Annotated in this window: 26 protein-coding genes and 1 pseudogene; 12 read left to right on the top strand and 15 right to left on the bottom strand. The window is 67.6% G+C overall.

What is annotated here, in order from left to right; genetic code table 11:
• Window positions 1-77: 77 nt before the first annotated feature.
• Window positions 78-1,469 carry an NAD-dependent succinate-semialdehyde dehydrogenase gene (locus FWJ47_RS02950; RefSeq protein WP_147103871.1) on the bottom strand — a complete coding sequence of 464 codons (1,392 nt, stop codon included), beginning with the start codon at window positions 1,467-1,469 and terminating at the stop codon, window positions 78-80.
• Window positions 1,470-1,716: 247 nt separating this feature from the next.
• On the opposite strand from FWJ47_RS02950, the gene FWJ47_RS02945 reads away from it, so the two are divergent.
• The 3 genes from FWJ47_RS02945 to FWJ47_RS02935 all read left to right on the top strand — a co-directional run bounded on the left by FWJ47_RS02945 (window position 1,717) and on the right by FWJ47_RS02935 (window position 3,891).
• Complete coding sequence (locus FWJ47_RS02945) at window positions 1,717-2,034, top strand: ArsR/SmtB family transcription factor (protein ID WP_147103869.1); 318 nt, start codon at window positions 1,717-1,719, stop codon at window positions 2,032-2,034.
• Between the two features lie 104 nt (window positions 2,035-2,138).
• Window positions 2,139-3,131: an LLM class flavin-dependent oxidoreductase gene (locus FWJ47_RS02940; protein WP_147103866.1), complete on the top strand. Its 993-nt coding sequence runs from the start codon at window positions 2,139-2,141 to the stop codon at window positions 3,129-3,131.
• A gap of 109 nt (window positions 3,132-3,240) precedes the next feature.
• Window positions 3,241-3,891, top strand: coding sequence for an NAD(P)H-binding protein (locus tag FWJ47_RS02935; protein ID WP_147103863.1), 651 nt, complete (start codon window positions 3,241-3,243; stop codon window positions 3,889-3,891).
• Window positions 3,892-3,935: 44 nt separating this feature from the next.
• Here the strand turns inward: FWJ47_RS02935 and FWJ47_RS02930 are convergent, their stop codons facing one another.
• Together FWJ47_RS02930 and FWJ47_RS02925 are read right to left on the bottom strand one after the other, a co-directional pair.
• The gene (locus FWJ47_RS02930; RefSeq protein WP_147103860.1) at window positions 3,936-4,868 is read right to left on the bottom strand and encodes a cation diffusion facilitator family transporter; all 933 of its coding nucleotides are present in this window, start codon (window positions 4,866-4,868) and stop codon (window positions 3,936-3,938) included.
• Between the two features lie 71 nt (window positions 4,869-4,939).
• Window positions 4,940-5,338, bottom strand: a complete 399-nt coding sequence (locus FWJ47_RS02925) for a hypothetical protein (protein WP_147103856.1) — start codon at window positions 5,336-5,338, stop codon at window positions 4,940-4,942.
• A 137-nt stretch (window positions 5,339-5,475) separates the two neighbouring features.
• Between FWJ47_RS02925 and FWJ47_RS02920 the strand changes: the two genes are divergently transcribed.
• From FWJ47_RS02920 to FWJ47_RS02910, 3 genes are read left to right on the top strand one after another with little or no spacing between them, the layout of a single operon-like run.
• A complete protein-coding gene (locus FWJ47_RS02920) occupies window positions 5,476-6,558 on the top strand; it encodes a type III polyketide synthase (protein WP_147103852.1) in 1,083 nt (360 codons plus the stop codon).
• Window positions 6,559-6,560: 2 nt separating this feature from the next.
• Window positions 6,561-7,259, top strand: a complete 699-nt coding sequence (locus tag FWJ47_RS02915; RefSeq protein ID WP_147103848.1) for a methyltransferase domain-containing protein — start codon at window positions 6,561-6,563, stop codon at window positions 7,257-7,259.
• Window positions 7,252-8,364 (top strand): FAD-dependent oxidoreductase, encoded by a 1,113-nt coding sequence (locus tag FWJ47_RS02910; protein WP_147103844.1) that lies wholly within the window; start codon window positions 7,252-7,254, stop codon window positions 8,362-8,364. Before FWJ47_RS02915 ends, FWJ47_RS02910 begins: the two co-directional genes overlap by 8 nt.
• A 35-nt stretch (window positions 8,365-8,399) precedes the next feature.
• Here the strand turns inward: FWJ47_RS02910 and FWJ47_RS02905 are convergent, their stop codons facing one another.
• Window positions 8,400-9,257 (bottom strand): UbiA family prenyltransferase, encoded by an 858-nt coding sequence (locus FWJ47_RS02905; protein ID WP_246126135.1) that lies wholly within the window; start codon window positions 9,255-9,257, stop codon window positions 8,400-8,402.
• A 99-nt stretch (window positions 9,258-9,356) separates the two neighbouring features.
• On the opposite strand from FWJ47_RS02905, the gene FWJ47_RS02900 reads away from it, so the two are divergent.
• Window positions 9,357-9,881 (top strand): hypothetical protein, encoded by a 525-nt coding sequence (locus FWJ47_RS02900; protein ID WP_147103841.1) that lies wholly within the window; start codon window positions 9,357-9,359, stop codon window positions 9,879-9,881.
• Window positions 9,882-9,891: 10 nt separating this feature from the next.
• On the opposite strand, the gene FWJ47_RS02895 is transcribed toward FWJ47_RS02900, so the two are convergent.
• From FWJ47_RS02895 to FWJ47_RS02885, 3 genes are all read right to left on the bottom strand, one after another.
• Window positions 9,892-10,947, bottom strand: a complete 1,056-nt coding sequence (locus FWJ47_RS02895; RefSeq protein ID WP_147103838.1) for a GtrA domain-containing protein — start codon at window positions 10,945-10,947, stop codon at window positions 9,892-9,894.
• Between the two features lie 133 nt (window positions 10,948-11,080).
• On the bottom strand, window positions 11,081-12,151 hold the full coding sequence (locus FWJ47_RS02890) for an LLM class flavin-dependent oxidoreductase (protein ID WP_147103835.1): 1,071 nt from the start codon (window positions 12,149-12,151) through the stop codon (window positions 11,081-11,083).
• A gap of 91 nt (window positions 12,152-12,242) precedes the next feature.
• Entirely contained in the window at window positions 12,243-13,133 is an 891-nt protein-coding gene (locus FWJ47_RS02885) for an ArgP/LysG family DNA-binding transcriptional regulator (protein WP_147103832.1), read from the bottom strand.
• 76 nt (window positions 13,134-13,209) lie between these two features.
• Here FWJ47_RS02885 and FWJ47_RS02880 point away from each other — a divergent pair, with 76 nt between their 5' ends.
• Window positions 13,210-13,929, top strand: a complete 720-nt coding sequence (locus FWJ47_RS02880) for a LysE/ArgO family amino acid transporter (RefSeq protein ID WP_147103829.1) — start codon at window positions 13,210-13,212, stop codon at window positions 13,927-13,929.
• 34 nt (window positions 13,930-13,963) lie between these two features.
• On the opposite strand, the gene FWJ47_RS02875 is transcribed toward FWJ47_RS02880, so the two are convergent.
• Window positions 13,964-14,392 (bottom strand): DUF4143 domain-containing protein, encoded by a 429-nt coding sequence (locus tag FWJ47_RS02875; RefSeq protein WP_246126134.1) that lies wholly within the window; start codon window positions 14,390-14,392, stop codon window positions 13,964-13,966.
• Window positions 14,393-14,472: 80 nt separating this feature from the next.
• On the opposite strand from FWJ47_RS02875, the gene FWJ47_RS02870 reads away from it, so the two are divergent.
• Complete coding sequence (locus tag FWJ47_RS02870) at window positions 14,473-14,718, top strand: helix-turn-helix domain-containing protein (RefSeq protein WP_147103820.1); 246 nt, start codon at window positions 14,473-14,475, stop codon at window positions 14,716-14,718.
• Window positions 14,715-15,704: an SRPBCC family protein gene (locus FWJ47_RS02865; protein ID WP_147103815.1), complete on the top strand. Its 990-nt coding sequence runs from the start codon at window positions 14,715-14,717 to the stop codon at window positions 15,702-15,704. The genes FWJ47_RS02870 and FWJ47_RS02865 overlap by 4 nt, the downstream gene beginning before the upstream one ends.
• A gap of 40 nt (window positions 15,705-15,744) precedes the next feature.
• Here the strand turns inward: FWJ47_RS02865 and FWJ47_RS02860 are convergent, their stop codons facing one another.
• A complete protein-coding gene (locus FWJ47_RS02860; protein ID WP_147103810.1) occupies window positions 15,745-17,376 on the bottom strand; it encodes a phytoene desaturase family protein in 1,632 nt (543 codons plus the stop codon).
• A gap of 4 nt (window positions 17,377-17,380) precedes the next feature.
• Window positions 17,381-18,643, bottom strand: a complete 1,263-nt coding sequence (locus FWJ47_RS02855; RefSeq protein WP_147103808.1) for a hypothetical protein — start codon at window positions 18,641-18,643, stop codon at window positions 17,381-17,383.
• A 59-nt stretch (window positions 18,644-18,702) separates the two neighbouring features.
• On the opposite strand from FWJ47_RS02855, the gene FWJ47_RS02850 reads away from it, so the two are divergent.
• Window positions 18,703-19,185, top strand: a complete 483-nt coding sequence (locus tag FWJ47_RS02850) for an SRPBCC family protein (protein ID WP_147103805.1) — start codon at window positions 18,703-18,705, stop codon at window positions 19,183-19,185.
• Window positions 19,186-19,408: 223 nt separating this feature from the next.
• Window positions 19,409-20,008, top strand: a pseudogene (locus tag FWJ47_RS02845) (CGNR zinc finger domain-containing protein); the annotation flags it as partial.
• Between the two features lie 230 nt (window positions 20,009-20,238).
• On the opposite strand, the gene FWJ47_RS02840 reads toward FWJ47_RS02845, so the two are convergent.
• From FWJ47_RS02840 to FWJ47_RS02820, 5 genes are all read right to left on the bottom strand, one after another.
• Entirely contained in the window at window positions 20,239-20,658 is a 420-nt protein-coding gene (locus FWJ47_RS02840) for a hypothetical protein (protein ID WP_147103799.1), read from the bottom strand.
• Between the two features lie 81 nt (window positions 20,659-20,739).
• Window positions 20,740-21,330 carry a hypothetical protein gene (locus FWJ47_RS02835; RefSeq protein ID WP_147103796.1) on the bottom strand — a complete coding sequence of 197 codons (591 nt, stop codon included), beginning with the start codon at window positions 21,328-21,330 and terminating at the stop codon, window positions 20,740-20,742.
• Between the two features lie 20 nt (window positions 21,331-21,350).
• Window positions 21,351-22,733, bottom strand: a complete 1,383-nt coding sequence (locus FWJ47_RS02830; protein WP_147103792.1) for an MATE family efflux transporter — start codon at window positions 22,731-22,733, stop codon at window positions 21,351-21,353.
• Window position 22,734: 1 nt separating this feature from the next.
• The gene (locus tag FWJ47_RS02825) at window positions 22,735-23,781 is read right to left on the bottom strand and encodes a CPBP family intramembrane glutamic endopeptidase (protein WP_147103789.1); all 1,047 of its coding nucleotides are present in this window, start codon (window positions 23,779-23,781) and stop codon (window positions 22,735-22,737) included.
• A 62-nt stretch (window positions 23,782-23,843) separates the two neighbouring features.
• On the bottom strand, window positions 23,844-24,782 hold the full coding sequence (locus tag FWJ47_RS02820) for an acyl-CoA thioesterase (protein WP_170228448.1): 939 nt from the start codon (window positions 24,780-24,782) through the stop codon (window positions 23,844-23,846).
• Between the last annotated feature and the right edge of the window lie 31 nt (window positions 24,783-24,813).

Here is a 24,813-nt window from a genome sequence, read left to right as displayed (position 1 = left end):
CTGAAGGCGCCGGAGCGCACGAAAAGAGGCGCGGCACGGAAAACGATCCGCGCCGCGCCTCTTTCACCGGCAGGTGGTCACTCGCCGGTGGGGTGAGCGGCCAACCGTACGAGCCGCTCGTTGGTGAACTCGCGCAGCGCCCACTGGGCGTTCTCCCGGCCGTAGCCGGAGTTGTTGATGCCGCCGAACGGGAACTCGGGGCTGGAGTCCATGTGCGTGTTCACGAACGTCATGCCAGCCTCGATCTGCTCGGCGAACCGCTGGCCGCGCTCCATGTCCTGGGTCCACACGGAGGCCATCAGCCCGTACTGGGTGCTGTTGGCGATCTGCAGAGCCTCCGCCTCGTCATGGGCCTTGAACACCATGACGGCGGGGCCGAAGAGCTCGTTGCAGCCCAGGTCGCTGTCGAGGTCGATGTCAGTCAGCAGAGCCGGTGACATGAACCAGCCGTCACGGTCCAGCTTCTCGCCGCCGGTGTGCAGGGTGGCCCCGTCCTTTGCGGCCTGCTGGACACGCTCCACCACCTCGTCGCGCGCACCCTCGGAGGACAGCGGCCCCATGTCGGTGCTGGGATCATCGGCAGGTCCCACGGCGGTGTTCTCCACGGCCTCCTTGGCGGCGGCGACGAAGTCCTCGTAGAGGTCCTCAACCACGATGAGCCGTTTGGGTGAGGTGCAGACCTGACCCGCGTTGGTCAGCCGCAGGGTGACCAGCTTCTGAGCCAATGCGGAGACGTCGTCAGTGTCCAGCACGACGGCGGGGTCATTGCCGCCCAGCTCCAGGACCGACTTCTTCAGGTGCTTGGCCGCAATGCCGGCCACCGATGCGCCGGCGGCCTCAGAGCCGGTGAGGGATACGCCTTTGACCCGGAAGTCCTCCAGGACCTTCTCGGCGTCGCTGCTGTTGAGGTAGATGTTGGTGTAGACGCCTCGGGGCAGCCCAGCCTCCTCGAGGATCTCCTGGAAGGTCTGGGACGAGACCGGGCAGATCGCCGCCTGCTTCATCAGCACCGCATTGCCGACCAGCAGGTTGGGCACCGCGAACCGGGCGATCTGGTTGTAGGGGAAGTTCCAGGGCATGATGCCCAGCAGCACGCCGAGCGGATCGTGCTTCACATAGGTTCGCTCAGCGCCCTGCGCCTCGGGGAGCTCCGTCGGCTCCAGGAATGATGGGCCGCTGTCCGCATACCACCGCAGCGTGTAGGCGACCTTCTTCGCCTCAGCCACGCCCTGCTGGTGCGGTTTGCCCATCTCGCGACCGATGACGCTCGCGAGCTCATCCACACGGTTCTCGATGATCTCCGCTGCCGATCTGAGGACGGAGGCCCTCTCGGAGACAGGCGTGGAGCGCCATGTCTGGAAGGCGCGGTCTGCCTCGTCGATGATGGAAGGGATCTGCTCGGCTGACACCGAGTCGAAGGTCTCTTCAGTCTTGCCGGTGTTCGGGTTGATGACTGCGAAAGTGCTCATGGGTCCCCATTGAACGCCTCTGAGCGGTTGCCGTACAGGAATTTCGGCAGCGGCGGAACTGAGCGTCTTCGTATTCCCGCCGCACCCATGGCGCCGCATCGTTCGCAGGGGGCGCATCCGACGTGGAACTCGCCATGACGGGGTGTGCGGCGAATAGAAGCGCATGCCCTGACCGCGACCAGGCGACGCCTCGTCATCCCTGATCCAACCATTGATATATCGAGGTTCCTCGATTAGTCTTGAGCCCATGGCTGGTCAAGTAGAGGTCTTCAAGGCGCTGGCAAATGAAACCCGTCTGGACATACTCCGCTGGCTCAGAGTTCCAGGGGAGCACTTTCCGGCGCCCGCGATGCACGCCCCGGACCACGTGCGGGAGAACGGCGGGGTCTGCGTGCGCGACATTCAGGAGAAGGCGGACATGTCTCAGTCGACCGTCTCGCACTACCTGCATGTCCTCCAGCGTGCGGGCCTCGTCCTGTCTGAGCGCCACGGCCAGTGGACCTATTACCGGCGCAATGAGGAGAGGCTGCGCGAGGTCGCAGACTTCATAGAGGGAGAGCTCTAGCGCTGATGCTGGATCTGCCTGCTACAGCCGGAGCTGCAGCGCACCTATACATCGAAATTTCGCAATACCTACAACTTCCGCTTCATAGGTGAAGGAGCCCCACAGTGCCTGTCAGAACAGTGAACGAGCTTCCCGTCTCAATCTTGGATTTGGCGACGATCAGCGAAGGGACGACGCCGGGAGCCGCCCTCCGCAGCACACTCGACCTGGCCGAACGAGCCGATCAGTGGGGGTACCACCGCTACTGGGTCGCCGAGCATCACAACATGGCACCGATCGCCAGTGCCGCGACTTCCGTGCTGATCGGCCTGATCGCCGAGCGCACCAGAAAGCTCCGTGTTGGATCCGGCGGGATCATGCTCCCCAATCATTCCCCGCTGATCATCGCTGAACAGTTCGGCACCCTTGAGTCCCTCTATCCAGGGCGGATCGATCTCGGCTTGGGCCGCGCCCCCGGAACCGACGGGAGAACCGCCCAGGCTCTTCGTCGCTCCGCCTCGGACGATTTCCAAGGCATGGTCGACGAACTGCGCAGCTACTTCACTCCGGAACGCACCGGCCAACGTCCTCAGGTCCAGGCCATTCCAGCTGTCGGCCAGGATCCGCTGGTGTGGCTGCTGGGCTCCAGCGACTTCAGCGCCGGGCTGGCTGCTCAGCTCGGTCTGCCGTTCTCATTTGCGGGCCACTTCTCTCCTGGGTTCACCTTTCCGGCGATCGATACGTATCGCAAGAACTTTCAGCCCTCCGAGGTGCTCTCTGAGCCTTATGTCACGCTCGGCCTGAACCTTTCGGTCGCTGAGACGGACGGCGAGGCCAGGCTCCAGTTCTCCTCCACCGAGCAGCATTTCCTTGCTCTGGGACGCGGCCGTCCGGTGGAGATTCAGCCTCCCCGCGAGATGACGCAGCAGGAGGTGAGGGCTGTGCACAGCTCAGTCTCTGGTGCCGTCGTGGGTTCGCCGGCAACCGTCAAAGAGCAGTTGGGCAGTCTGTTGGACACCGCCGAGATCGACGAGGTCATGTTCACCTCTTACATCTACGAGCATGAAGACCGGCTGAGGTCCTACGAACTCCTCAAGGAGGTCGTCGATGGCGCGTAGCGTCGCATAGAGCGACAGGCCTGCTGCCGCGTGGTTCGGCAAACATTCTGCCGACTCTTGGCAGCACGGAGGGACATGAAGGAGAAGATCGCAAGAGAGGGCGACTCATATGTCGAAGATCATCATCATTGGAGGACACGGAAGGGTGGCGCTCCGGCTGGCGACTCAGCTGGCGAAGCGCGGCGACGAGGTCACCGGCGTGTTCCGCAATCCCGATCACGAATCCGAGGTCGCTGAGACGGGCGCGCAGGCTCAGCTGGGCGACATTGAGAGCATGGATTTTCAAGAGATCACCGAGCTGCTCCGCGGGCAGGACGCCGTCGTCTGGGCTGCAGGAGCCGGCGGCGGCAGTGCACAGCGCACGTATGCCGTCGATCGCGACGCGGCGATCCGGACCATGGACGCCGCTCAGGCCGCGGGTGTGAACCGTTTTGTTCTGGTCTCCTACCTGCGTGCTCGGCCCGGACACGGAGTCGCCCCGGACGAGGCGTTCTATCCCTATATTGAGGCCAAGAAGGCTGCTGAGGAGCACCTCCGCGCCACCGAGCTGGACTATACGATCCTGGCTCCGGACTACCTCACCTCAGACGCGCCCACTGGAATGATCGACCTCATCCTCTTCCCTGCCCAGGAGACCTATGTATCGCGTGGGGACGCAGCGGCCGTTGCGGCCACCGTGCTGGCCCAGACATCGGCTCAGCGGCGTACGATCAGCTTCCGCAGCGGTGATACCCCGATCGCCGAGGCAATCAGTGATTGAATCTCGGCGGCCGCGTCGAAGGACTGGTGAAACGAACGAGGCGCCTAGCCCCGTGGCTGCGGCGGGGGCGTCTTGGTGGTGAAGGAGACAGTGATCCAGCTGTGCGGATCATCGCCGTTCAGCTGCGCCCTGGTCTCATCCCGGATGCTGTCCCATTCCTCCAGGGATCGCATGCCTTTGCCCTCCGGAACGTAGTAGACGACATCGATGGTGCGAGCGCGCCCCTGCTGAGCGGCGTAGACCCGGTAGTCCAGGAATCCGCAGGACTCTGCGACGCCGCCGGCGGCGGCCTCTGCCTGCCTCTTCAGCTCCGGCGGCGTCACCAACGAGATCTCCGCGACGGCTCTGCGCAGCGTCGAGAAGGGCACCGGCAGAAGAATCAGCGCCACAACCCCTAGGACTGCCGGGTCGATGTAGGGCATGAGCCACTCCGCGTCAGTGCCCTGGATGAGCGCGCCGATCAGGAACGCGATCAGCAGGGCGCTGGTCACTCCGCCTGCCATGATCCAGCCCTTCACATCAATGGCGACCAGGGCAGAATCGAGCTTCTTGTTCGCGCGGTGCTCAATGAGCCCGATGACGAATGTGAGCACCACCACCACCGCGGCGTAGACGACGGCCGGGCCGAACTCCACATCGCGCCCGCCGCTCAGCAGCGCCGAGATCGCCTGGAAGAGCGCGTAGGCGGCCACCGACATCATCAGCAGAGCGTTGACGGCCAGCACGATGGGCTCAAAGTGCCAGAAGCCCATGGTGAAACGATCATGGGTTCGTCTCGACAGCTCATGGGACGCCGACTTGGCAATCAGTCCAGCCAGCGTGATCGAGACGATCGACATCACGGCGTCGACCAAGGAGAAGACACCGTCGAACAGGATCGCGAACGAGCCGGAGAACAGGCCGAACCCGATGCCCAATGCTGAGACGAGCAGAACCCCCGCAAGAGAGAGCTTCAGGGCCTGCTGCTCTGTGCGCATCACTCGACACCTTTCCTCGAAGAAGCCAGCGCTGTCTGCTGATCCTCACTGAACACAGCGAGGCCCGGTGATCAGTCCTTGCGGGTGATGAGGGCGACGGCGATCGCGGCCAGCCACGCATCCTTGGCCAGCGGGGTGCCGTCCTGGGAAGGCCTGACACCATCAGCCTCGGTCATGGCGTCGTTGCGAAAGTACATGCTGAGCATGCCGGCCGAAAACCCTCCCAGAGCAAGCCCGGCCAGACGGTTGCTGACCAGGGGAGTGAGCAGCGCCGCGCCCAATGCGATCTCCCCATATGCCAGCGCCTTGCCGAACTTCTCCGGCGGCAGGTTCTTCACAGCGGGGACTCCGGTGGCCGCCATGCCCTGCAGCCCGGCCGCAGACTCTGCGTCCAGCTTCAGCTTGCCGATCCCCGCGTTCAGAATGAAGGCTCCGGGAACAGTGCGCAGCGCCAAGGTTGAAAGCTTCATGACCTTCTCCAACATGTGTAGGGGCAGGAGACCCGCAGCCTCCTGATCTTTCCAAGAACGAGATTACAGGGCGCTCCCGGAGCATGGTGCGAAAATCACCGGTGGGAAACGCCCGGATCTCGTGATGTAGTGGGCCTATGACTGCGCGCATCGTCTCCATCGGCACCGCCGTACCCGGCGCAGCCGTCCCCCAAGAGAAGCTGCGCGCCTTCTTCGCGGACCAGCCCGACGCAGCTCCCCTGACCCGGCGCCTGATCACCGCAGCCTTCGACGCCGCCGCCATCAGCAGCCGGCACACCGTCCTGCCCGGCCTGCACGGCGAAGCAGACGATATCTTCACCCGCGACAGCGGCGAGCTGCTCACCCCCGGCACCGGAACGCGCAACGAGATGTACCGCCGGCAGGCCCCGCCGCTGGCGCGAGAAGCCGCGCACAGCGCGCTGCAGGAAGCCCGCATCGGCGAAGCCGACATCACGCACCTGATCACCGTCTCCTGCACGGGCTTCTTCGCCCCCGGCATCGACTACCATCTGATCCGCGACCTGGGCCTGCCCACGTCCGTCGAGAGAAGCCATCTGGGCTTCATGGGCTGCGCGGCAGCCATCCCCGCCCTGCGCCAGGCCGCGCAGATCACCGACTCCCACCCCGGGGCGGTCGTGCTCATCGTCAGCGTCGAGCTCTGCTCCCTGCACATACGCAGCAGCAGCGACCCAGAACAGATCGTTGCCGCCTCCGTCTTCGCCGACGGAGCAGCCGCCGCCGTCGTCACCGCAGACACCAGCCGAGGACGCAGCGGCGGACTGTCGATGGACCATTTCGCCACAGCCCTCACCGAGGAGGGCGAGGCCGACATGGTCTGGACCATCGGCGACCAGGGCTTCGACATGAGGCTCTCAGCAGAGGTCCCCCGGATCATCGGCCGTGAAATACGCGCGGCAGTCGACAGGCTGGTCGGCTCCGCGGAGGCGCCGCAGACATGGGCCGTCCACCCCGGAGGCCGGAGCGTCCTGGACCGTGTCGAAAAGGGGCTCGAGCTCAGCCCCGATGCTCTGCAGCCCTCCCGTGCGGTGCTGAGCGACTACGGAAACATGTCCAGCGCCACCATTCTGTTCATCCTCCGGCGCATCATGCAGGACCCTGCCCCCCGAGCACCGATCGCCGCTCTCGCCTTCGGACCCGGGCTCACCGTGGAATCGGCGCTGCTGCACACGGTGACATGAGCATGAGAAAGCCCCTGGCCGAGCGGGACGAAAACCTGCAGGAGCTCATGGATGACCCGCAGTGCGACCCGCGCCGCCTGGACGCCACATTCCGACGATTCGGCCTCGTCAACCGCGCCGTCTCCGGATGGGACAGCATCTACGCGTCACACGTGCGGCCGTTCCTGTCCAGCCTGCAGCGGCCCGCCCGCGTGCTGGACCTCGGCTCCGGCGGCGGTGACGTCCTCCGACGCCTCTCACAGCTGGTGGCCAAAGACCGCCTGACCGTCGAGTGGACCGGTGCTGACCCCGACCCGCGCGCCCACCGCGCCGCCACCAGGAAGGGACCGGCCCACGTGAGGTTCCTCTGCACAGATGCCGAGACCCTGCGCCGCAGCGGCGAAACCTTCGACCTGGTGATCACCAACCACGTCATCCACCACATCCCGTCACCTGAGCTGAAGAGCTTCGCCCACGCCTCCCGGATGCTCGCCTCCGGACTGGTGCTGCACAACGACATCGCCCGCAGCCGGCTCGCATACCGCCTCTACGCCATCGGGGTGACTCCCGTGAGCCCAGGAACCTTCCTGAAGACCGACGGGCTGCGCTCCATTCGGCGCAGCTACACGGCCCCCGAGCTCAGCAGCGCCCTGGCAGATCCGTGGACAGTCACATCTGCAGCCCCCTTCCGCGTGCTGGCAGAGGCCCCCGGCGGTGCCTGACGTCATCGTGATCGGCGCGGGGCCCGTCGGTCTCCTCATCAGCGCCGAGCTGCGCCGCCTGGGCGCGGAGGTCACCCTGCTCGAGCAGCGCCCGCAGCCCGGTCCCGGCAGCAGGGCCATCGGCATTCACTCACCCGCGCTCGCCGCGCTGGAAGCCTCAGGTCTCACAGCCCGAATCCTGGATCAGGCGCTGCGGGTCAGAGCCGGCCAAGCCCAGGTGCAGGGACGCGTGCTGGGAACCGTGCGCTTCGACGCGCTGAACCGACGCTTCCCCTTCGTGGCGACCCTGCCCCAAGAGTCCACCGAGGAGGCGCTCAGCGCAGTCGCACCCCCGCCCGAACGCGGAGCGACGGTCCATCAGCTCCGCCCCCGGCACGACGGAGTCATCGTCTGCACTGACTCCGGAGAGCGCAGCGCCCCGCTGGTGGTGCTGGCCGGCGGCGCCCGCTCGCGGCGGCTGGTCTTCGCTGAGCCTGAAGCGCACCACTACCCGGACCGCTACCTGATGACCGACGCCCACGTCGGCGAGTCCTCCGATGAGACGACTGCCGTGATCCACCTGGAAGCACGCGGAGTGCTCGAGTCCTTCCCGCTGCCAGGCCGTCGCAGACGGTTCGTCGCGTGGGACCCGCCGAACAGCTCCCCGGACCCCGCAGCCCGGGCAGCGCGAATGGCGGACGCCCTGCAGGGACAGGCGGAGGACGAAGCCGTCCAGGTGCGAGAGTTCGGCGTCCGACGATTCATCGCCCCGCGCATGCGGAACAACCGGCTCTTCGTCATCGGGGATGCCGCGCACGAGGTCAGCCCCATCGGCGGCCAAGGGATGAACCTCGGCCTGCTCGACGCCGCCTCGCTTGCGCCCCCTCTGGCCCAATGGGCACGCACCGGCTCGGCCCCGGAGGCTGAGCTGCAGACCTGGGAGCGGACCCGGCTGCGCTCGGCCCGACGGGCGGCGGCGCTCGCCGGCGTCAACACGCGGCTCGGCCGGAGCGCCTCGCCGCTGACCCACCATGCACGCCAGGGACTGGTCACGGCGATGCTGGGCCCCGGGGCTCGTCGGCTCTTCACCCACGCCTATGCCATGGGGCTGGACCTCGACGCCTGAACCAACGCCCGGCGCACCGCACGCCAAGGCCCGCTCTAGGCCGTCAGGGAGCCTCCTGAGAGCACCAGCTGAACTGCCAGGATCAGAGCGGCGAGCATCACCAGGCGAAACTGCAGCCGCCCCGAACGGGCTCCCCTGCCGGCTGCGACGGTGAACGCGGCGAGCACCACCACCGCACCGAAGAGGAGCCAGGAAACAGCAGGCACCTCAGCCGCCCGCCATTGCGCCGGCCCGAGCGTGGCGGCCGCGGCCCCCACCACCACGGCCGCGGACGCACCCAGGGCTGAAATCTGCCCGCCGAGGCGGTGCGGCAGACCGCGGATGCCCGTGCGAGCATCGTCCTCCAGATCAGGCAGAACGTTGGTGAAATGCAGTGCGATGCCCAGCGCAGCCCCGGTGCACCACACCCACACGCCGGCCCACTGAGCCGGCTCATCTGCCAGAACCGGCAGCGAGGGGAAGATTCCGAACGTCACCATGTAGGGCAGCACGGACAGTGCTGTAGCTTTCAGCCCGGCGTTGTACGCCCACGCGGAAGCCAGAGCAGCAGCATGGGCAGTCAGCAGGCCTGCCCCCAGCGGAGCCGACAGAAGCAGGGCGGCTCCCAAGCAGGCCCACGTGGCAGCCCAGGCGGCGCGCACGCTGATGTCGCCCCGGGCAATGGGCTTGTCGCTGCGCTGCACCGCACGGTCCCGCTCGGCGTCCAATGCGTCATTGGACAGTCCCACCGAGAGCTGCCCGAAGAATACTGCCGCTGTCAGCAGAGCACCACGCCAGAGCTCCAGCTCTGCGCTGAGCGCAAGCAGGCCGGCCAGAGCCGTCACCACCAGTGTGGGCCCGGGATGGGACGACTTCCACAGCGCGCCCAGTGCTGACATGGAGGTGCTTCTCATACGCGCCAGTCTGCCATCGCCGGCGGCCCAGCATCCTCAGTGCGAAGATGCTCCCCAGGGATGACGATTCCGCGCGTCTACTCCGCAAGAATGATGGGCATGTTGAGCACACTCGTCGCGAACTTCGCTGCTGCCGCCCAGGAGAACCCCTACGCACCCATGCAGGAGTGGGTCGAGAGCCTCCACGGACTCGTGCAGTGGCTGATGGTGATGGTCGTCAGCGCCGTCCCATTCCTGGAGGCCTATGGGGGCGCGTTCCTCGGCGCGCTCGGCGGGATGCCGCTGTGGCTGCTGCTGCCGAGCGCCGTCATCGGAAACATGCTGGTGCTCTTCGGGCTGGTCTACATGGCCCAGTGGATCCGTGGCCAGGCAGTGGGCGAGCCCGCCCCGGAGGAGGAGCTGTCCAAGAAGAAGCAGCGGGTGAAGCGGATCTTCGATCGGTTCGGGGTGCCCGCGGTCGCGCTGCTCGGCCCCTTCGCGCTCCCCAGCCAGTTCACGGCTCCGCTGATGGTCGGGTTCGGCGCCAGCCGGAATGCCGTGATGCTCTGGATGCTCATCTCGGTGATCCTTTGGGCTGTGCTCGGCTGGGCGCTCGGCGCCGGCATCGTCAGCTTGGTGTCCTGATGCACTGACCCTAGCTCTGCTCCTCGTCCCGCGGGTAGCGCTGGGCCTCCCGAGAGCCCTGAGTGAGATTCCTGACCACAACATTGTCATCGAAGTTCGAGCCGAACGCGCCGGCCACGGTGCCCATCGAAGCAGCCATCCAGGCGATATCCACATAATTTCTGAACTCGCCGTCAGCGTTCTCCACTGTGGCGGCCAGGAAGTCCGGGTCGATGAGCATCAGTCCCATCGCCAGGATGGTGAAGAAGAGGATGGCGTACAGCGTGGCCACCGAGACCACCAGGCTGACAATGGTGGATATGTTGTAGAGCATCGCCTCGCGGCGACCGCCCAGGTCAGCGGGCCGGTCCCACAGCCTGTTCGACACGATCAGCCACGTCACAACCGCCGCCACCGATATGAGGCTGGCGAGCATGAGGCGCCACCACGGCAAGGCATTGGACATCTCCCAGATCGTGGAGAAGAACACGCCGAAGGCACCGGTGGCCACGGCGGCTGCGAAGACGCCGGAGAGCTTCGGCATGGACCACAGCGGCTCATTGGCGACCACCATGCCCATCAGCATCCAGACACGGCTGGGCACAGGCAGACGCGGGTTCACGTAGACGGTCTCGTGCCCCTGCTGGTCGCGAACCTCGTTCAGCAGGCCCCCTTTGGTGCGGGCCTCCTCGGCCGTATCGTAGATCAGAGCACGAACAGCGCCGTTGATCTGTACCCGCAGCCCTCCCCGGCAGCCGATCGGTCCCAGGGCCGGCAGCGAAATGACGGCGAGCTTCTCCGCGAAGTGCAGCTCCGTGGTCTTGGAGCGCCGCCCTGCCGTTCTGGGCACCTCCGTGACCACAATGGTGATGTCGGCCTCAGAGTTTCGCGCCCACTGCAGGGCCTGGTCCAGGTCCAGGGTGCCGTCGGTGCGCAGCGGGATCAGCGCCTGCTCATGCGCCACAGCTGAATGGCGCGCCCAGTCCCGGTTCGGCTCATCAAGGATCTTGCGCATGATCAGCGACGTGCGGCCCGGGTCCGAATAGATCGCTATCTTCCGGCGCGAGTCGTCTTCGGGCTGGCGCACGTCACCCTGTCCCTGGTTGCCGTGCCCGCCGTGAGGACCATGCTTTTCGCGCTGGGAGGAAAACACGCCCAGGAATATACGACGAAAGTCTGATAGCAGCCTGACCGGACCGTCGCCGTACGCTGAACCTTCGCTAGGAGCCCAGCTTCTCCAGGACCAACGGCTTGACCTTGGAGCCGTAGAGCTCAATGGCTTCCATCATGTGTTCGTGCGCCAGCGGGCCGTTGCCGTACTTCAGGCCGAAGCGAGTGATGCCCAGGGCCTCCTTGGTCTTCACGATCTTGTCCGCGACGGTCTCCGGAGAGCCGACGAACAGCGCGCCGTGGGTGATCTCCTGCTCGAACTGGTCGCGGCCCGGGTAGCCGTTGCCCCAGCCGCGCTCGCGGCCCAGCTGCGCCATGGTCTCGGCCCAGGAGGGGTAGAAGATCTCCTTGGCCTTCTCGTCCGTCTCGGCGACGAAGCCGTGTGAATGGCTGGCCACCCGGAAGTCCTGGCCGTGGCCGAACTCCTGCAGCGCGCGATAGTAGAGGTCCACCATCGGAGCGAACCTCGGCGGCGCTCCACCGATGATGGCCAGCTCCAGGCCCACGCCGTGCCGGGCGGCCCGCACCACGGAGTTGGGCGTGCCCCCGACGGCGATCCAGGTGGGGAGGCCGTTCTCATGGTTGGTCTTGGGGTAGATCTCCTGGTTCTTCAGGCCCGCGCGGGTCCGACCCTCCCAGGTGACCCTTCCTTCGCTGCGGAGCTTCGCGAACAGGTCGACCTTCTCCTCGAAGAGCTGCTCGTAGTCGGAGAGGTCGTAGCCGAACAGCGGGTAGGACTCGATGAAGCTGCCCCGCCCCAGAGAGACCTCAGCGCGGCCGCCGGTGATCCCGTCGATGGTGGCGAACCGCTGGTACACCCGCACCGGGTCGTCGGAGGACAGCACGGTCACAGCACTGATCAGCTTGATCCGCTCAGTGGCGGCGCCCACAGCTGAGAGCACGACGTCGGGCGCTGAGATCGCGTAGTCGGGCCGGTGGTGCTCACCGATGCCGATGACGTCGATGCCGACCCTGTCGGCGAGCTTCGCCTCCTCGAGGATGTTGCGGAGCACCTCGGGCTGAGACAGGGTGCGGGACCCGTCCGGCGTGCTGGTGACATCTCCGAAGGTGTGGATGCCGAACTCGAACTGGTCGGTGTGACGCTCGCTGCTGATAGCCACGTTCTCTCGCTTCCCGTCTTATCGCTTCGCACTGAGCCGGGTCCCCGGCTCACGCTCCTGTGCCAACCGCCCGTCGTCGCCGAGAATTCCTTCAGATTTGAAGGACTTTTGCGGCCCGCCGCACCGTCTCCGTCAGCCGCTCCATATGCGCGGTGCTGGTGGACCACCGCTGCCAATGCAGCTGCACCTCCTCCGGGGCGAGCTCCGGGATCACCTGCAGGTCCGGATGAGTACCCTCGCGCACCCCCGCCGCGAGCATAGTGTCCGGGATGGTGCCCCAGCCCAGCCCGTGCCCGACGGCTGCGTTGTAGGCCTGCACGCTCGGCACCAGGTGCGTCACCGCGGGGGTGCCCACCCCGAGGCCGGCGAGCGCGGCCCGCTGGGTGTTGTCCCGAATGCTGTAGTCCACCTGGGGGACGCGCACCCAGTCGACGGCGCCGTCGTCGCGCCGGTGCCGGTCCAGCAGCTCCGCTGAGGCGACGGGCCAGTACCGCATGGTGCCCAACGGCTCGGACACGCAGCCGGAGACGGGGGTGGGGTGGTCGGTGACCGCGGCGGCGACGGTGCCGCTGCGCAGCAGCTCGTGGGTGTGCTGCTGGTCCTCGGTGTGCAGGTGAAGCTCGACTCCGTCCCAGGTGGCGGCCTCCTGCAGCACTCGGATGAACCAGGTGGCCAGGGTGTCCGCGTTCACGGCGATGCTGATAGTGGTGACGGGCTGAGCCTCTGCCGATTGGAACCCCAAGACGGCACGAGCCTCATCCTCCAGAAGGAGGGTCTGCCGGGCGATGCGCAGCATCTGCTCCCCGGAGACGGTGGCCCGTACGGGGACGGTGCGGGTGAGAAGAACGTGGCCCACCTCCTGCTCGAGGGCCTTGATGCGCTGGGAGAGAGCGGACCCGGAGATGCGCAGCAGGTCCGCGGCGGCTCCGAAGGTTCCCTCGTCCACCGCTGTGACGAAAGCACGCAGATGATCAGTGTTCACGCTGTTAAGCATAGCTTCAGATGCTGAAGAATTTTGCGCTGGTGCGGATGGGCGACGGCGGCGCAGGATAGTCGTCATGACCATTCTGCTCACCGGATTCCTTACCACAATGGCCCTGATCGTCGCCATCGGCCCGCAGAGCGCCTGGCTGCTGCGGCAGGGGCTCCGGCGCGACCGCGTCCCGCTGGCGGTGGCTGCATGCCTGGTGGGCGACATCGTCCTCATCGTCCTGGGTGTGGTCGGCGTAGGAGTGGCTCTGGAGGCGGCCCCGTGGCTCCTGGAGGTGCTGCGCTGGGTGGGCGTCGCCTACATCGCCTGGTTCGCAGTGAAGTCGTTCCGCTCCGCCTGGCAGGCTCGGCGAGGGGCGAAGGACCAGCGCAGCGACGCCGTGGACGAGGCGCTGACCTCGGAGATGCCGGCGGTGAGTGCCCAGAAGCACGGATACGACGCTGGACCGTCGGGCGGCACTGCGACGCTTCAGCGCACTGCGGCTCCGGCGACGTCACGGGCCTCTGCGGTGGCGGCAGCAGGTCTGGCCCTGTCCCTGCTGAACCCCCATGCCCTGGTGGACACCCTGGTGGTGCTGGGAACGATGGCGAACAGCTTCGGGGACGGCCGCTGGCTGTTCGCGGCTGGGGCGATGCTGGCCTCCGTGCTCTGGCACACGGTGCTCGGTGCAGGCAGCTCCGCCCTGGCGGGAGTGCTCAACCGCCCCCGCACCTGGGTGGTGATCGACGTCGTCGTCGGCCTGACGATGCTCACCGTCGCCACCATGCTCGCCCTCAACGGAGTGTGATCATTGATGTCGACGGTGAGACGGCGCGGCAGCATCAGGGGCCGAGCAGCGCCAGCGGCACCACTGCGACGCCGCCCGCCCTCCGGTAGGCGTGCTCCCCAGTGGTGATGATGATCTTGTCCCGGACGCGGTCGCCGATCTGATCTTCCAGCCAGTTCAGGTGCTTGACGTCACCTGCTCCCACCTCTGCCTTCAGCTTCACCTCAATCGCGGCCACGGAATGATCCCGGTTCTCCACGATGAGGTCAATCTCATGCTCTCCTCCCCGCGTACGCAGGTGGCCGACCTGACTGTGCATCGCTTGGGCATACACGCGCACGGACTGGGTGACCAATGACTCGAACAGGGCTCCCAGCCAGGTCTCCTCGCCTCGGCCCACTCGCTTCCCCTGTCCGGTGATCAGCCCCTGCTTGTCCACGCCGGCCAGCCGTGCCGCCAGCGCAGGGTGAGCTGAATCTACCAAGTTGCGGGTCTTGAACCTACCAAAACGTCGACGCAGCAACTATCGTTGACAACCAAAGGGAAGCAACTTAGGTTGACATTGTGAGCTCTTCCGAGACGGCGCAAGCTGCCGCCGACACCTCAGACCCCCGAGCCGGACTGCGCGCCGTCGCGTCGCTGCGGGGACTCACTGACACCCTCGAACTGAAGCAGGTGGAGGCAGCCCTACGCGCCGGCATGACCTGGCAGCAGATCGCCGACCACCTCGGCGTGAGCCGACAGGCCGTCCACAAGAAGTACGCCAAACGCGTCGACCAGACCATCCCCGTGCCGAGGAGGCGCACATGAGCAGAACCGCCGAAGCACTCTCCACCGCCTACGCGCTCAGCCTCACCTCTGCGGAGGAGGCCTCCCGATGGGGACGGAAGAAGATCGACATCGAGCACCTGTTCCTTGCCGTCCTCCTCAACGAGCAGCCCGCCGGCCAGGCGCTCCGCTCCCTAGGCATCACCCTCGACGCCGCACGGAAGGCCATCGAGGAGCAGCACGCCCATCAGATGAGCAGCATCGGGGTGAATGACGTGCAGCAGCCCATCGGCCGCATCACCCTCTACGAGGCCAAGGCCCACTTTGACTGGAGCGAGAACGCCAAGCGCACGTTCCAAGGCGCAGGCAAGGGCCGCCGCAGCAGACAGCGGAAGCAGGGGAACGCTGCCGACGTTCTCCGCGAGCTCCTGGAGGAGCCCAGCGGGTTCATCGCCGCCGTGCTCGAACGGCTCGGGACGAATGCCGACGAGGGCCGAGAACGCCTCGCAGAGATTGAGTCCCGGTCGGCCTCTCGCCAGCCTGACCGGAAGCCGTCCCAGCTCAGCGTCACCAAAGACACCTTCATCCCCGCCTCTGCGGAAGAAGTCTTCGCGCTCGTCTCAGACCCCGAGCGCATCCCAGACTGGGACACCGCAGGGTCCGACGTCGAGCACACAGGCAAACAGACATGGGAGGCACTCCTCCCGGCCGCATGGCCGAACGGCAAGCCCCGGACGCCCTCCGAGGAGAAACGCCGCCAGGTCTTCGAACTGATGGATGCCGCGGAGCCCCACCGGGTCGTGTGGCGAGTGAGCTTCCCCGGCAATTCCGTCAGCAAGCCCCACTGCCGCGCGATCCGCCTCTGGCCCACGGACGGCGGCACCCATATGCGGTTCACCGTGACCTACCCGCGAGATGCCCACCGGCTCCGCCGCCTCGTCGGCACCGCTGTGCGACCCGGCCTGCAGCCGCTCCTCTGGGTGCAGGCCGCTCACCTCTCCACCCAGATCAGCCTCAACTTCCGCTGAGCCCAGGACCAGTCCGAACTCTCAGGAGGCCAGCCGGCCCCTAATCCTGGAGCTCGAGATCCTTCAGGATGCTGATCGCCGCGTTGTAGCCTCCCATCCCATGGGCGCCGCCTCCCGGCGGAGTCGAGGAGGAGCACATGTACACCCCGTCAGGCCCCGCCGCATAAGGAATCACCGGACGAGGACGGGCCACCATCTGGCTCAGCGTCGGCAGGCCGCCGCTGATGGTTCCGCCCACCAGATTCGGGTTCCACGCCTCCAGCTCCTCCGGCCCCCATACCTTCCGCTCCAGGACCACGTCCCTGAACTCGGGCGCCTGCCGAGCGATCTCCTCCTCAATCAGCCGCACAGCCCGCCGTGCTCCGGAGGCATCCAGCCCCTGCGGCACATGCGCGTAGGCCCACATGGTCTGCCGGTGATCCGGAGTGCGGGCCTCATCAGCGGCACCGGTCTGAGCCATGAGCACGTACGGACGCCCGGGGAGCACCCCGCGGCCGACCGCTGACTCTGCCGCGGCAATCTGGGAGGCCGTGCCGCCCAGATGCACGGTGCCGGCATTCGCCATCTCCTGGTGCTTCCAGGGGACGGGGCCGTTCAGCAGGTAGTCGACCTTCACAACGGCGGGCCCGTAGTCCCACCGGCTGAACCGCCGGCGCAGCCAGCCGGGGAGATCGAGCCCGTCCATGCGCAGCATCTGCGCGGGGGTGAGGTCCAGAACCACCACGTCGTAGACCTCCTCGGCAGTGCGCTGCAGACTGCCGCTGGTGCCCGCCAGCTTCCAGCCCCGGCGCCGGAGGTCCTTGCGAGTGCCCATTCGCCCGGCAGGCAGCCGCGCCTCGACCATCGACTCCACCATGAACCCGCTCTCAACCCGGCCGCCGCGAGCGGTGATTGCCTCCACCAGGGAATCCACCAGCTGCTGGGACCCGCCGCGCAGCACCGGCCAGCCGCCGGCGTGGGCGGCCGCCCCGAAGATCACCCCGAACGCCGAGGTCATCGTTCGGCTCAGGGGGGAGGCGGAATGCCCGGCCAAGCCGGCGAACAGGGCCCGGGTGCGCTCCTCGGAGAAGAGCCGGTCCAGAGCACGGGCGGGCAGTGCCCCGCGCAGCCCCAGCTGAGCCAGGGCGTGGGTGCGCCCCAGCGCGCCCGCTGCCCCGCTGAGCGGCGCGAAGGAGGAGCGCCGCAGCCGCTGTGAGAGGGCGGCGTCGGCGCTGAGGCACGCAGCATCCTCGTACTGGTAGGCGAAGGGACGGCTCGGCGGGGCGAACACGCTTTTGCGGACGTCATCCCAGTGCCGCACCAGCGGACCCATCAGCGCCTCCCACCGGGGGCCATCAGCGCCCAGCCCGGCAGCGGTCTCCTCCAGGGAGGCGTGAAGCACCGCGGGCGGGCAGCCGCCGTCGATCCCGTGCACAGCGGGAATGCGCGGATGAGCCCAGTCCGGGGCGGTGTCCAGGACGGCGTCGTATGCGGGTGAGGCGATGGTCAGCGGGTGCACGCTGGCGCCGAGATCGCTCACCAGCCCGGCGCCGAACAGCTCGGCCGACCGCAGCGCTCCCCCGGGCGCCTCCGCCGTCTCGAAGACGGTCACCTGGGCGCCTGCCTGGGCGAGCCGGTTGGCGGCCACCAGGCCGTTGGGACCGGACCCCACCACTGCCGCGCGCCACCTCATAGGCCTACCCTACGGTCCTCACCCGCTCCACCTGGGCGGCGATGTTCCGGATGAACACCACCAGCCAGCTGAACAGGATCGCGGCGGCCACCAGCTCCATGGAGGTGAGGTTCCAGTAGTCCAGCGGAATCCAGAGGACGAAGGAGAAGATCAGCGCGGCCGCCTCGATGTAGCTGAACAGGTAGAAGGAGCGGGGAAACCCGGGCAGCCAGTACGGCATGCCGAGCAGCAGCACGAGGAAGAAGAGCGCGAACCCGGCGGTGGCGACCACGTGCCCGTCGTGGTGCAGGCTGATCGGGATCAGCCCCACCCCCGCCAGGCAGACCCCCATCCCGATCATGCAGATGCGCACGATGCCGATCCTCGGGGTCCAGAAGTGCCCGTCGAGGCGGATCGAGACCCGGGCGCGCAGAGGGACCTTCCCGCTGCCCTCCTTGGCGCGGCGTCGCCGCTCCGCCAGCCTCCTGCCGACCTTCGCCCGGGCGGCGTCTGCCCAGACGTGCAGGTCTCGGGTGATGAACGCAGTGAGGGTGGTGATGATCACCCCAGAGACCACCAGCGTGGTGTTGAACGTCCAGAAGCTGGTGGTTCCGGCCTGCCCGGTGCCCAGCTCGGAGAACATCACGTGCCACCAGTAGGGATTCTCGGCGAAGAGGGTCGAGATCAGGATGCCGCTGGCCATGAAGATCGCCAGGATCGTCGAGAGGGTGAAGGCGGTGATGCGGGCCCCGGAGTTGAAGCTGAAGTAGGCGCTGACCGCGCCGACCAGGGCCACGAGCACGGACCCGGCGATATGGTCCACGGTCAGGCCGATGAACGCCTCCTGGAACACCCGGAAGATCCCCAACGATGCCATCACCGCGATGGAGCTGTGCACCACGGTCAGCGAGACGGTGTCCATCAGCTGCCGCAGGGCGGGCCGCTGCCCGATCCACAGGTTCGCCATCCGGGTGTTCAGCGACCAGCCGACGACGAACGCCATCCCGGCGGTCACCCCTCCGACCACGGCCCCGTAGAACTGGATGGACATGTCATCGTTGCCGGCCAGGGCGGGCCGCTCCCCTGGGAAGACCAGGAACCCCACGACAAGACCGATCATCCCGCCGAAGAGCAGAGACCAGATCGCCCGGGACTCGATGAGGATCTGCAGCCGGGCCTGGGACTCCGCCTGGGCCGCGGTGGTCTGAGCGGGGTGGGCAGCCTCCTCAGCAGCCGCACGGGCGGCCAGCTGCCTGGCTCTGCCTTGGGTGCCGAAGGAGCTCATCACTCAACAATTATCATTCCGGCCCTACCGCCGGGTCGAAGTGTGAGGGTAGTCTCACAAACATGAAGGATGACATCGTCGCACCTCAGCCGGTGGATGCCGGCCCGCACGCCGTGGGGTTCCGGGCCTTCGTCCCGGCCTCACCCGAGGAGGTGTGGGCGCTCGTGGCGAACCCGCACCGGCACCACGAGTTTGACGGCTCCGGGACGGTGAAGTCCCAGGCGATCGGCCCGCACGAGCTCGCTGAGGGCACGAAGTTCAGCGTGCATATGCGCAAGTTCGGGGTCCCGTACCGGCTGCCGCTGCGGGTCACCCGCGCGGAGCGGAACCGGACGGTGGAGTGGCGCCAACCGACCGGGCACCGATGGCGGTGGGAGATCGAGCCCGCCGAGGGCGGCGTCATCGTCACCGAGACCTTCGACACCTCCCGGCAGCTGCCGCCGGCGCGGGCAGCGCTGAAGGCCGCCGGAGTGCTCAAGGAGAACGCCGCGAACATGCAGGCCTCCCTGGTGCGGATGCGGGGCCTCTTCCCGGAAGGCATATGACCCTCCCGGCCCTCATCCCGAAAACGCGGCTCCTCAGCAGCCGGCCGAAGGACGTGCACGGCATGCGCGCCCTTGGGGCCGGCCACGTGGCTCTGACCAGGTGCGATGCTTTGCGGCTACACTGTGGAGCACAAGCGTCTGCACCGGACGGCCGTTACCTGTCCGCGGACGCTTTTCAGTTGCACCGAGTGACCGTACTGCCGTACCAGGCCGGTCACGTGACATGGGCAGGAGAGGCTGCATGTTCAACCCGGAGATCAACCGCGCACTGACCGCGGCTGCCGATCTGATCAACACTGAGGCGGGCCTCAGAAGCAACCAGCAGGCACCCGACACCCTCACCACGGTGGAAGGCCTGAGGACTTACGCGGGCCGGCAGGACGCCGGCCTGGACTGGCCCACCTCCACGGTGGACCGACCTCAGCTGGAGAAGGTCCAAGGGCTGCGGACCGCCCTGCGGCAGATCTGGAACCAGGCCCCCGTGACCGGGAGCCAGCCGGCGGAGCAGATCAATGAGCTGCTCGCCGGGGTGGGCACCCGCCTGGAAAAGGTCGACGACCCCGGCAGGGACAAGCCTCCCTTCCGGCAGGCGCCGATCCCGGTCTCGAAGAAGCTCGGCGACGTCATGACCGCCACCATCGCGGCGGGGCTGGCGCACCTGGTGGTGGAGGAGGAGACCAGCCGTCTGCGGACCTGCAAGGGCGAGGACTGCGACGCCGCGATCATCGATCTGACCAGGAACCGCTCCAAACTGTTCTGCGACTTCGGCAACTGCGCCAACCGTGCGCACGTCCGGGCCTACCGGGCCCGGCAGGCTGCGGCCCGAAAGAACGGCCGCAGCGACGCCGCTCCCCCGCAGAATGAGGAGGAGCCTCGCCGGGAGCGGAAGCTGAACAAGCCGTCCTCGGCAGAGAAGGCCGCGGCCATCGAGCAGCCGACCTCGGAGTCGGCGGTGGCGGCCAAAGAGTTCCGCGACCAGATGCGCAGCGAGCTGATGGATGCGCGCGCCAAGGCAGAGAAGAAGTCGAAGAAGAAATGAAGGGGGCGGCGGCGCTACTCGGCGTCGCGGCCGTAGGGGGGCTCGCCGTGCTCGCGGCGGGCCTCCTCCTGCTTCTTGCGGCGCTCCTTCTCACGCCGCTCAGCAACCTGCTGCCTGTAGAGCTCCTCTGAGTTCAGATTCACCCCAGAGCCCTGCCTGAGCTCCTCCGGGTTCTCCCGGGAGGCGAGCTGCAGCATGGAGACCAGCAGCAGCGCAACGATGAACGCGATGCCGAAGGCGATGAGCGCCAAGTTGATGGGTGCATTGAGGCCGCCGGCCTCCCCCACACCCTGCTGGACCCGAGGATTGTCAGTGCCGCCCGAGGTGGCCATGAACACCACTGCGGCCGCAACTGCCCCCAGCACCGCCGAGAAGATCAGGGGAGCCTTCACCGACTGAAGCAGGGAGCGCCGCCGGTTCTGGTCATCGGGCACGTGCAGGTTCCAATCGGACGGGGTTCTGGGGCCACACTATTCTACGCGAGACATCAACGGCTCGCCTCGCGGCAGTGCGCCTCAGGCCTTCGCCTGCCGCGCCTCATGAGTGAGGCCCGCAGCGCTGATGAGCAGCAGCGCCGCGGCGAGGATCATTCCCATTCCGGCGGTGCCGGCAACGGCATGAAGGTCGGGGCCGTGCCAGATGAACAGGGCGACGCCGGTGAGCGCGGTGACCGTGCCGACGGTGATGTGGTCGCGGGCGGGGACGAACTCGTGGCGCACCCGGATGCCGCCGATGAGCTCAGCTGCGCCCATGCTGAGAAGTCCGATGCCGGCGGCGACGGCGACGGCGACGCTGCTCGTCATAAAGATGACGACGACGCCGCTGAGCGCCCAGAGCGCGGCCCCGGCTGCCAGTGCCGTCCGCAGCTTCTCCGGCACGTTCTCGTTCTTGCCGTACTCCCACACCATGGAGGAGGCGAGGACGAAGAACGCGGCCATGACGACTTTGCCGACGACGAAGGCGTTCTCGCCCCAGAGCCCGGCAAGCTCCGCGTTGCCGGTCCAGAAGGTGGCGAAGGCGCCGAACGCGGCGGTGAATCCGGCGCGGAGCCAGACGGGCCGCTGGAGCGCGGCGGCGGTCTCAGCAGGAACTTTGGTCACGGACACGGCCAGGAGTCTACGCCCGCTCAGCGGGTTTCGCCGAGGCGCATCCAGGTCTCCGTTCGGATGCGCAGGCCCAGGGTCAGGGCGCGGCCGCCCATGAACACGACGGCGAACGCCAGCCAGAGCCACAGAATCGCCGTCGTGCCCGTGCGTCCCTGCTGAGCGGCCCACCACAGGGCGGGCAGATAGATGCCGAGGTTCACCAGGCCGGCGAGCGCGAGGTAGGGGACGTCGCCGGCTCCCATGAGGACGCCGTCGAGGATGAACACGAAGCCTGCCAGCGGCTGCGCTGCGGCCAGAACAAGCAGGGCGGCGGTGATCCCCGCAGCCACCTGCTCATCCGGGGTGAACAGCGCCGGCGCCCAAGGCGCGGCAGCCGCCACCAGCGTACCGGTGACCATCCCGAAGCCCAGCGACCAGAGGATCATCAGCCGGGTCATCCGGCGAGCCTCCTCCTTGCGCGCACCCCCCATCTCCCGGCCGATGAGCGCCTGAGCTGCGATCGCGAGCGCATCCAGGGCGAACGCCATGGTGGAGAACACCACGAAAGCCACCTGGTGCGCGGCCAGGACCTCCGGGCCCAAGTCCGTGGCCACCAGCACCGTGGCGAAGATCGCGGCGCGCAGCGCCAGGGTGCGCAGGAACATCCAGCCGCCCACCGCAAAGGAGCTGCGCAGTCCCATCGGGTCCGGGGCAAGCGCCACCCCCCGGGCGCGCAGCCGCGGGGCGAGCATCACCAGGTACGCGACCGCCATCCCCCACTGGGCGATCGAGGTGCCCAGCGCGGCGCCGGCGACCCCCAGATCCAGCGGGTGGACCAGGCTCAGGTTCAGCACCGCGTTGCCGGTGAACCCGACCGCGGCGACCACCAGCGGGGTCTTGGTGTCCTGGAGGCCGCGCAGGGTTCCCACAGCTGCGAAGACCAGCAGCATGGCCGGCAGGCCCGGCAGCGACCACAGCAGATACGCCCAGGCGTACTCATGGACAGCACCTTCGGCGCCCATCGCCCGCAGCAGCTCGGGGCCGAACGCGGCGCCGGCCAGCGCCAGGACCATCCCCAGGAGCAGGGCCAGCCAGACGCCGTCGCGCCCTGCTGCCAGCGCTTTGGCCAGCCTGCCCGCGCCCAGGAACCGGGCGACCGCGGGAGTGGTGGAGTAGGCGAGGAAGATCATCAGCCCCACCACCGTCTGCATCACTGTGATGCCCAGCGCCGCGCCCGCCAGGGGCTCGGTGCCGAGCCGTCCGATGATCGCGGTGTCGGCCAGCAGGAACAGCGGCTCCGCCACCAGCGCCCCCAGGGCGGGGACAGCCAGGCTGAGTATCTGCCGATGGACTGGGCGCGGATCCCTGGGCGAGTCCGCGGCGTCCGGCTCGCCTGAAGCGCCGTCGCGCTCTGCGGCTGTCATGTCAGAGGATGATCAGGGCGAGATCGTCCATGTAGGGCATCAGGAAGTACATGCTGCACACGGCGACGATGTTGTTGAACGCGTGCACGAACCAGGCGAACGCCAGCGACCTGCCGCTGAAGATGTACGCAAGGGTCATGATCACCGACATGGTCAGGTAGGTGAACAGGGAGGTCATGATGAGCACCGCATCCCCGGTCATCAGCTCCGCGGTGACGTGCACCCCGGCGAAGATCAGGATCGAGATCGCCGCGCACACCCAGATGTTCAGCACCGTGGAGAGCTTGCCCACCAGCTGGTGCCGGAAGAAGTACTCCTCGATGTAGGGCACCACGATCCCGAAGAGCAGCAGTGCGGCCCAGAACGGCACCACCTGCATCATCTCCTCCAGGCCGGCCTGGTTCTCCGAGACGGTGGGCTCCTCCCCGAAGATCACGAAGATCAGCACCGTGATCAGCAGGTTGCAGAGGATGGTCACCAACCACAGCCCGGGCACGGCCAGCAGCTTCAGCCATGCCAGGGCGCTGTGGGTGAACACCCGGAAGCTGCGGATCAGCGCCTTGGCGTTCAGCGGCAGGATCAGCGCGAGCAGGATCCCGAAGATCACGGCGTTGAGGATGAACTCCCCCATCCAGTCCTCATCGGTGAGCTCTACGCCGCCGGCGGCGTCCAGGCCGGAGGCCTGTGCCAGCAGGGTCAGCAGCGTGGTGCCGATCAGGAAGAACCCGAAGTACGGGACCGCGGTCAGCAGGTCCCACCAGGAGAGCCGGCCCGGGTCTGAGTCCGGCTGTCCCCACAGGCGGGCAGGGAACCCCTTGGCCGGGTGCTTGACCGAATGCCGCTCCGTGCCCCCCCGGGTGCCCTCGGTGTTCTGGGGCTGTCCCGGCGGATATTGGCCCGGTGCCTGCTGGGGCGCGGGCTGCCCGTACCGGCCGGCCTGGCCGTAGGGATCCGACTGGCCGTCCGGACCTGGGGCCTGCCAGCCCGAGCCGGGCTGCGCCCCGTAGGGGCCGGGGGTGTGCGGTTCGGGTGCCTGCTGCTCATTCACGCTGGTCAGCCTAACGGGACAGGCACGACGTCGTACTCAGCCTCAGGGCGGAGATCAGCGGCTCACACCGGGTCCGGGGAGGGCGTCAGCAGCGTCGCGTTGCGCAGGTCCCGGATGCGGCGGGCCTTCTCAGCGACGGCGTAGTCCTCATCCGAGATGGGCTCCCAGCGGGTGATGCGCATCGCCGCGCCGCTCTCGTCGAGCGCGACCATCACCGGCAGCCCGTAGGCGACGTCCTCCGGGCGGCGTTCGGTCCGGTCCCCGCTGCGGACCCGGACGAGCACGTGCATCGATTTGGTGCCGGTGAGCACCAGCCGTGCGTCCACCTCCACGAGGTCGCCCACGGTGATGGGCCGGTAGAACCGGACCCCGCCGGTGAGCACTGAGGTGACCCGGTGGCCGCTGTAGCGTTCGGCGCAGATCTCAGCGGCGAGGTCGATCCACTTCATCACCGCGCCGCCGCGGACCTTCCCGTCCGGGTAGCGCTCCTCGGTGTCGGCGACGAACCGCAGGGTCAGCGCCTCGGGCTCCCCCATGGACTCGGGCAGAGCGCGGATCTGCTCCTCGATCTGCCGACGGTGGTCCATCCGACGGGCGGCGTCGACGTCGCGCCGGATCTCCAGGTCCGTGGAGGGCTCAAAGGGGGCAACCTCAACGGGCTCGCCGTCCTCCCCCACGGCCACGTAGATCATGAAGCACTCGGTGCAGACCTTCCAGGACCCCTCCGCGCGGGAGAGCACCCGGGTCTGGATGTGGACGCTGCGGCGGCCGGTGTGCACCACCCGGGCCTGCACCCGCACCGGGGTGTCCCGGGGGACCGGCCGGGTGAAGTGCATGTTGCCCACGTAGGAGGTCACGCACTGGGAGCGGGTCCATGACGCCGCGCAGGCGTAGGCGGTCTTGTCGATCCAGTCGACCACGGTGCCCGCGGCGACGTTCTTCTTCCCGGAGGTGCCGGTGACCTCCCGGAAGGTCAGCTCAATGTTGGATCGGCGCGCCACAGCCACGACTCTACCCGGCAGCACGCGTCAC

Source organism: Nesterenkonia populi (assembly GCF_007994735.1).
GTDB classification, from domain to species: Bacteria; Actinomycetota; Actinomycetes; order Actinomycetales; family Micrococcaceae; genus Nesterenkonia; species Nesterenkonia populi.
Note: the sequence above shows the minus strand (reverse complement) of the source record. Positions and strands in the feature narration are given on the sequence as shown.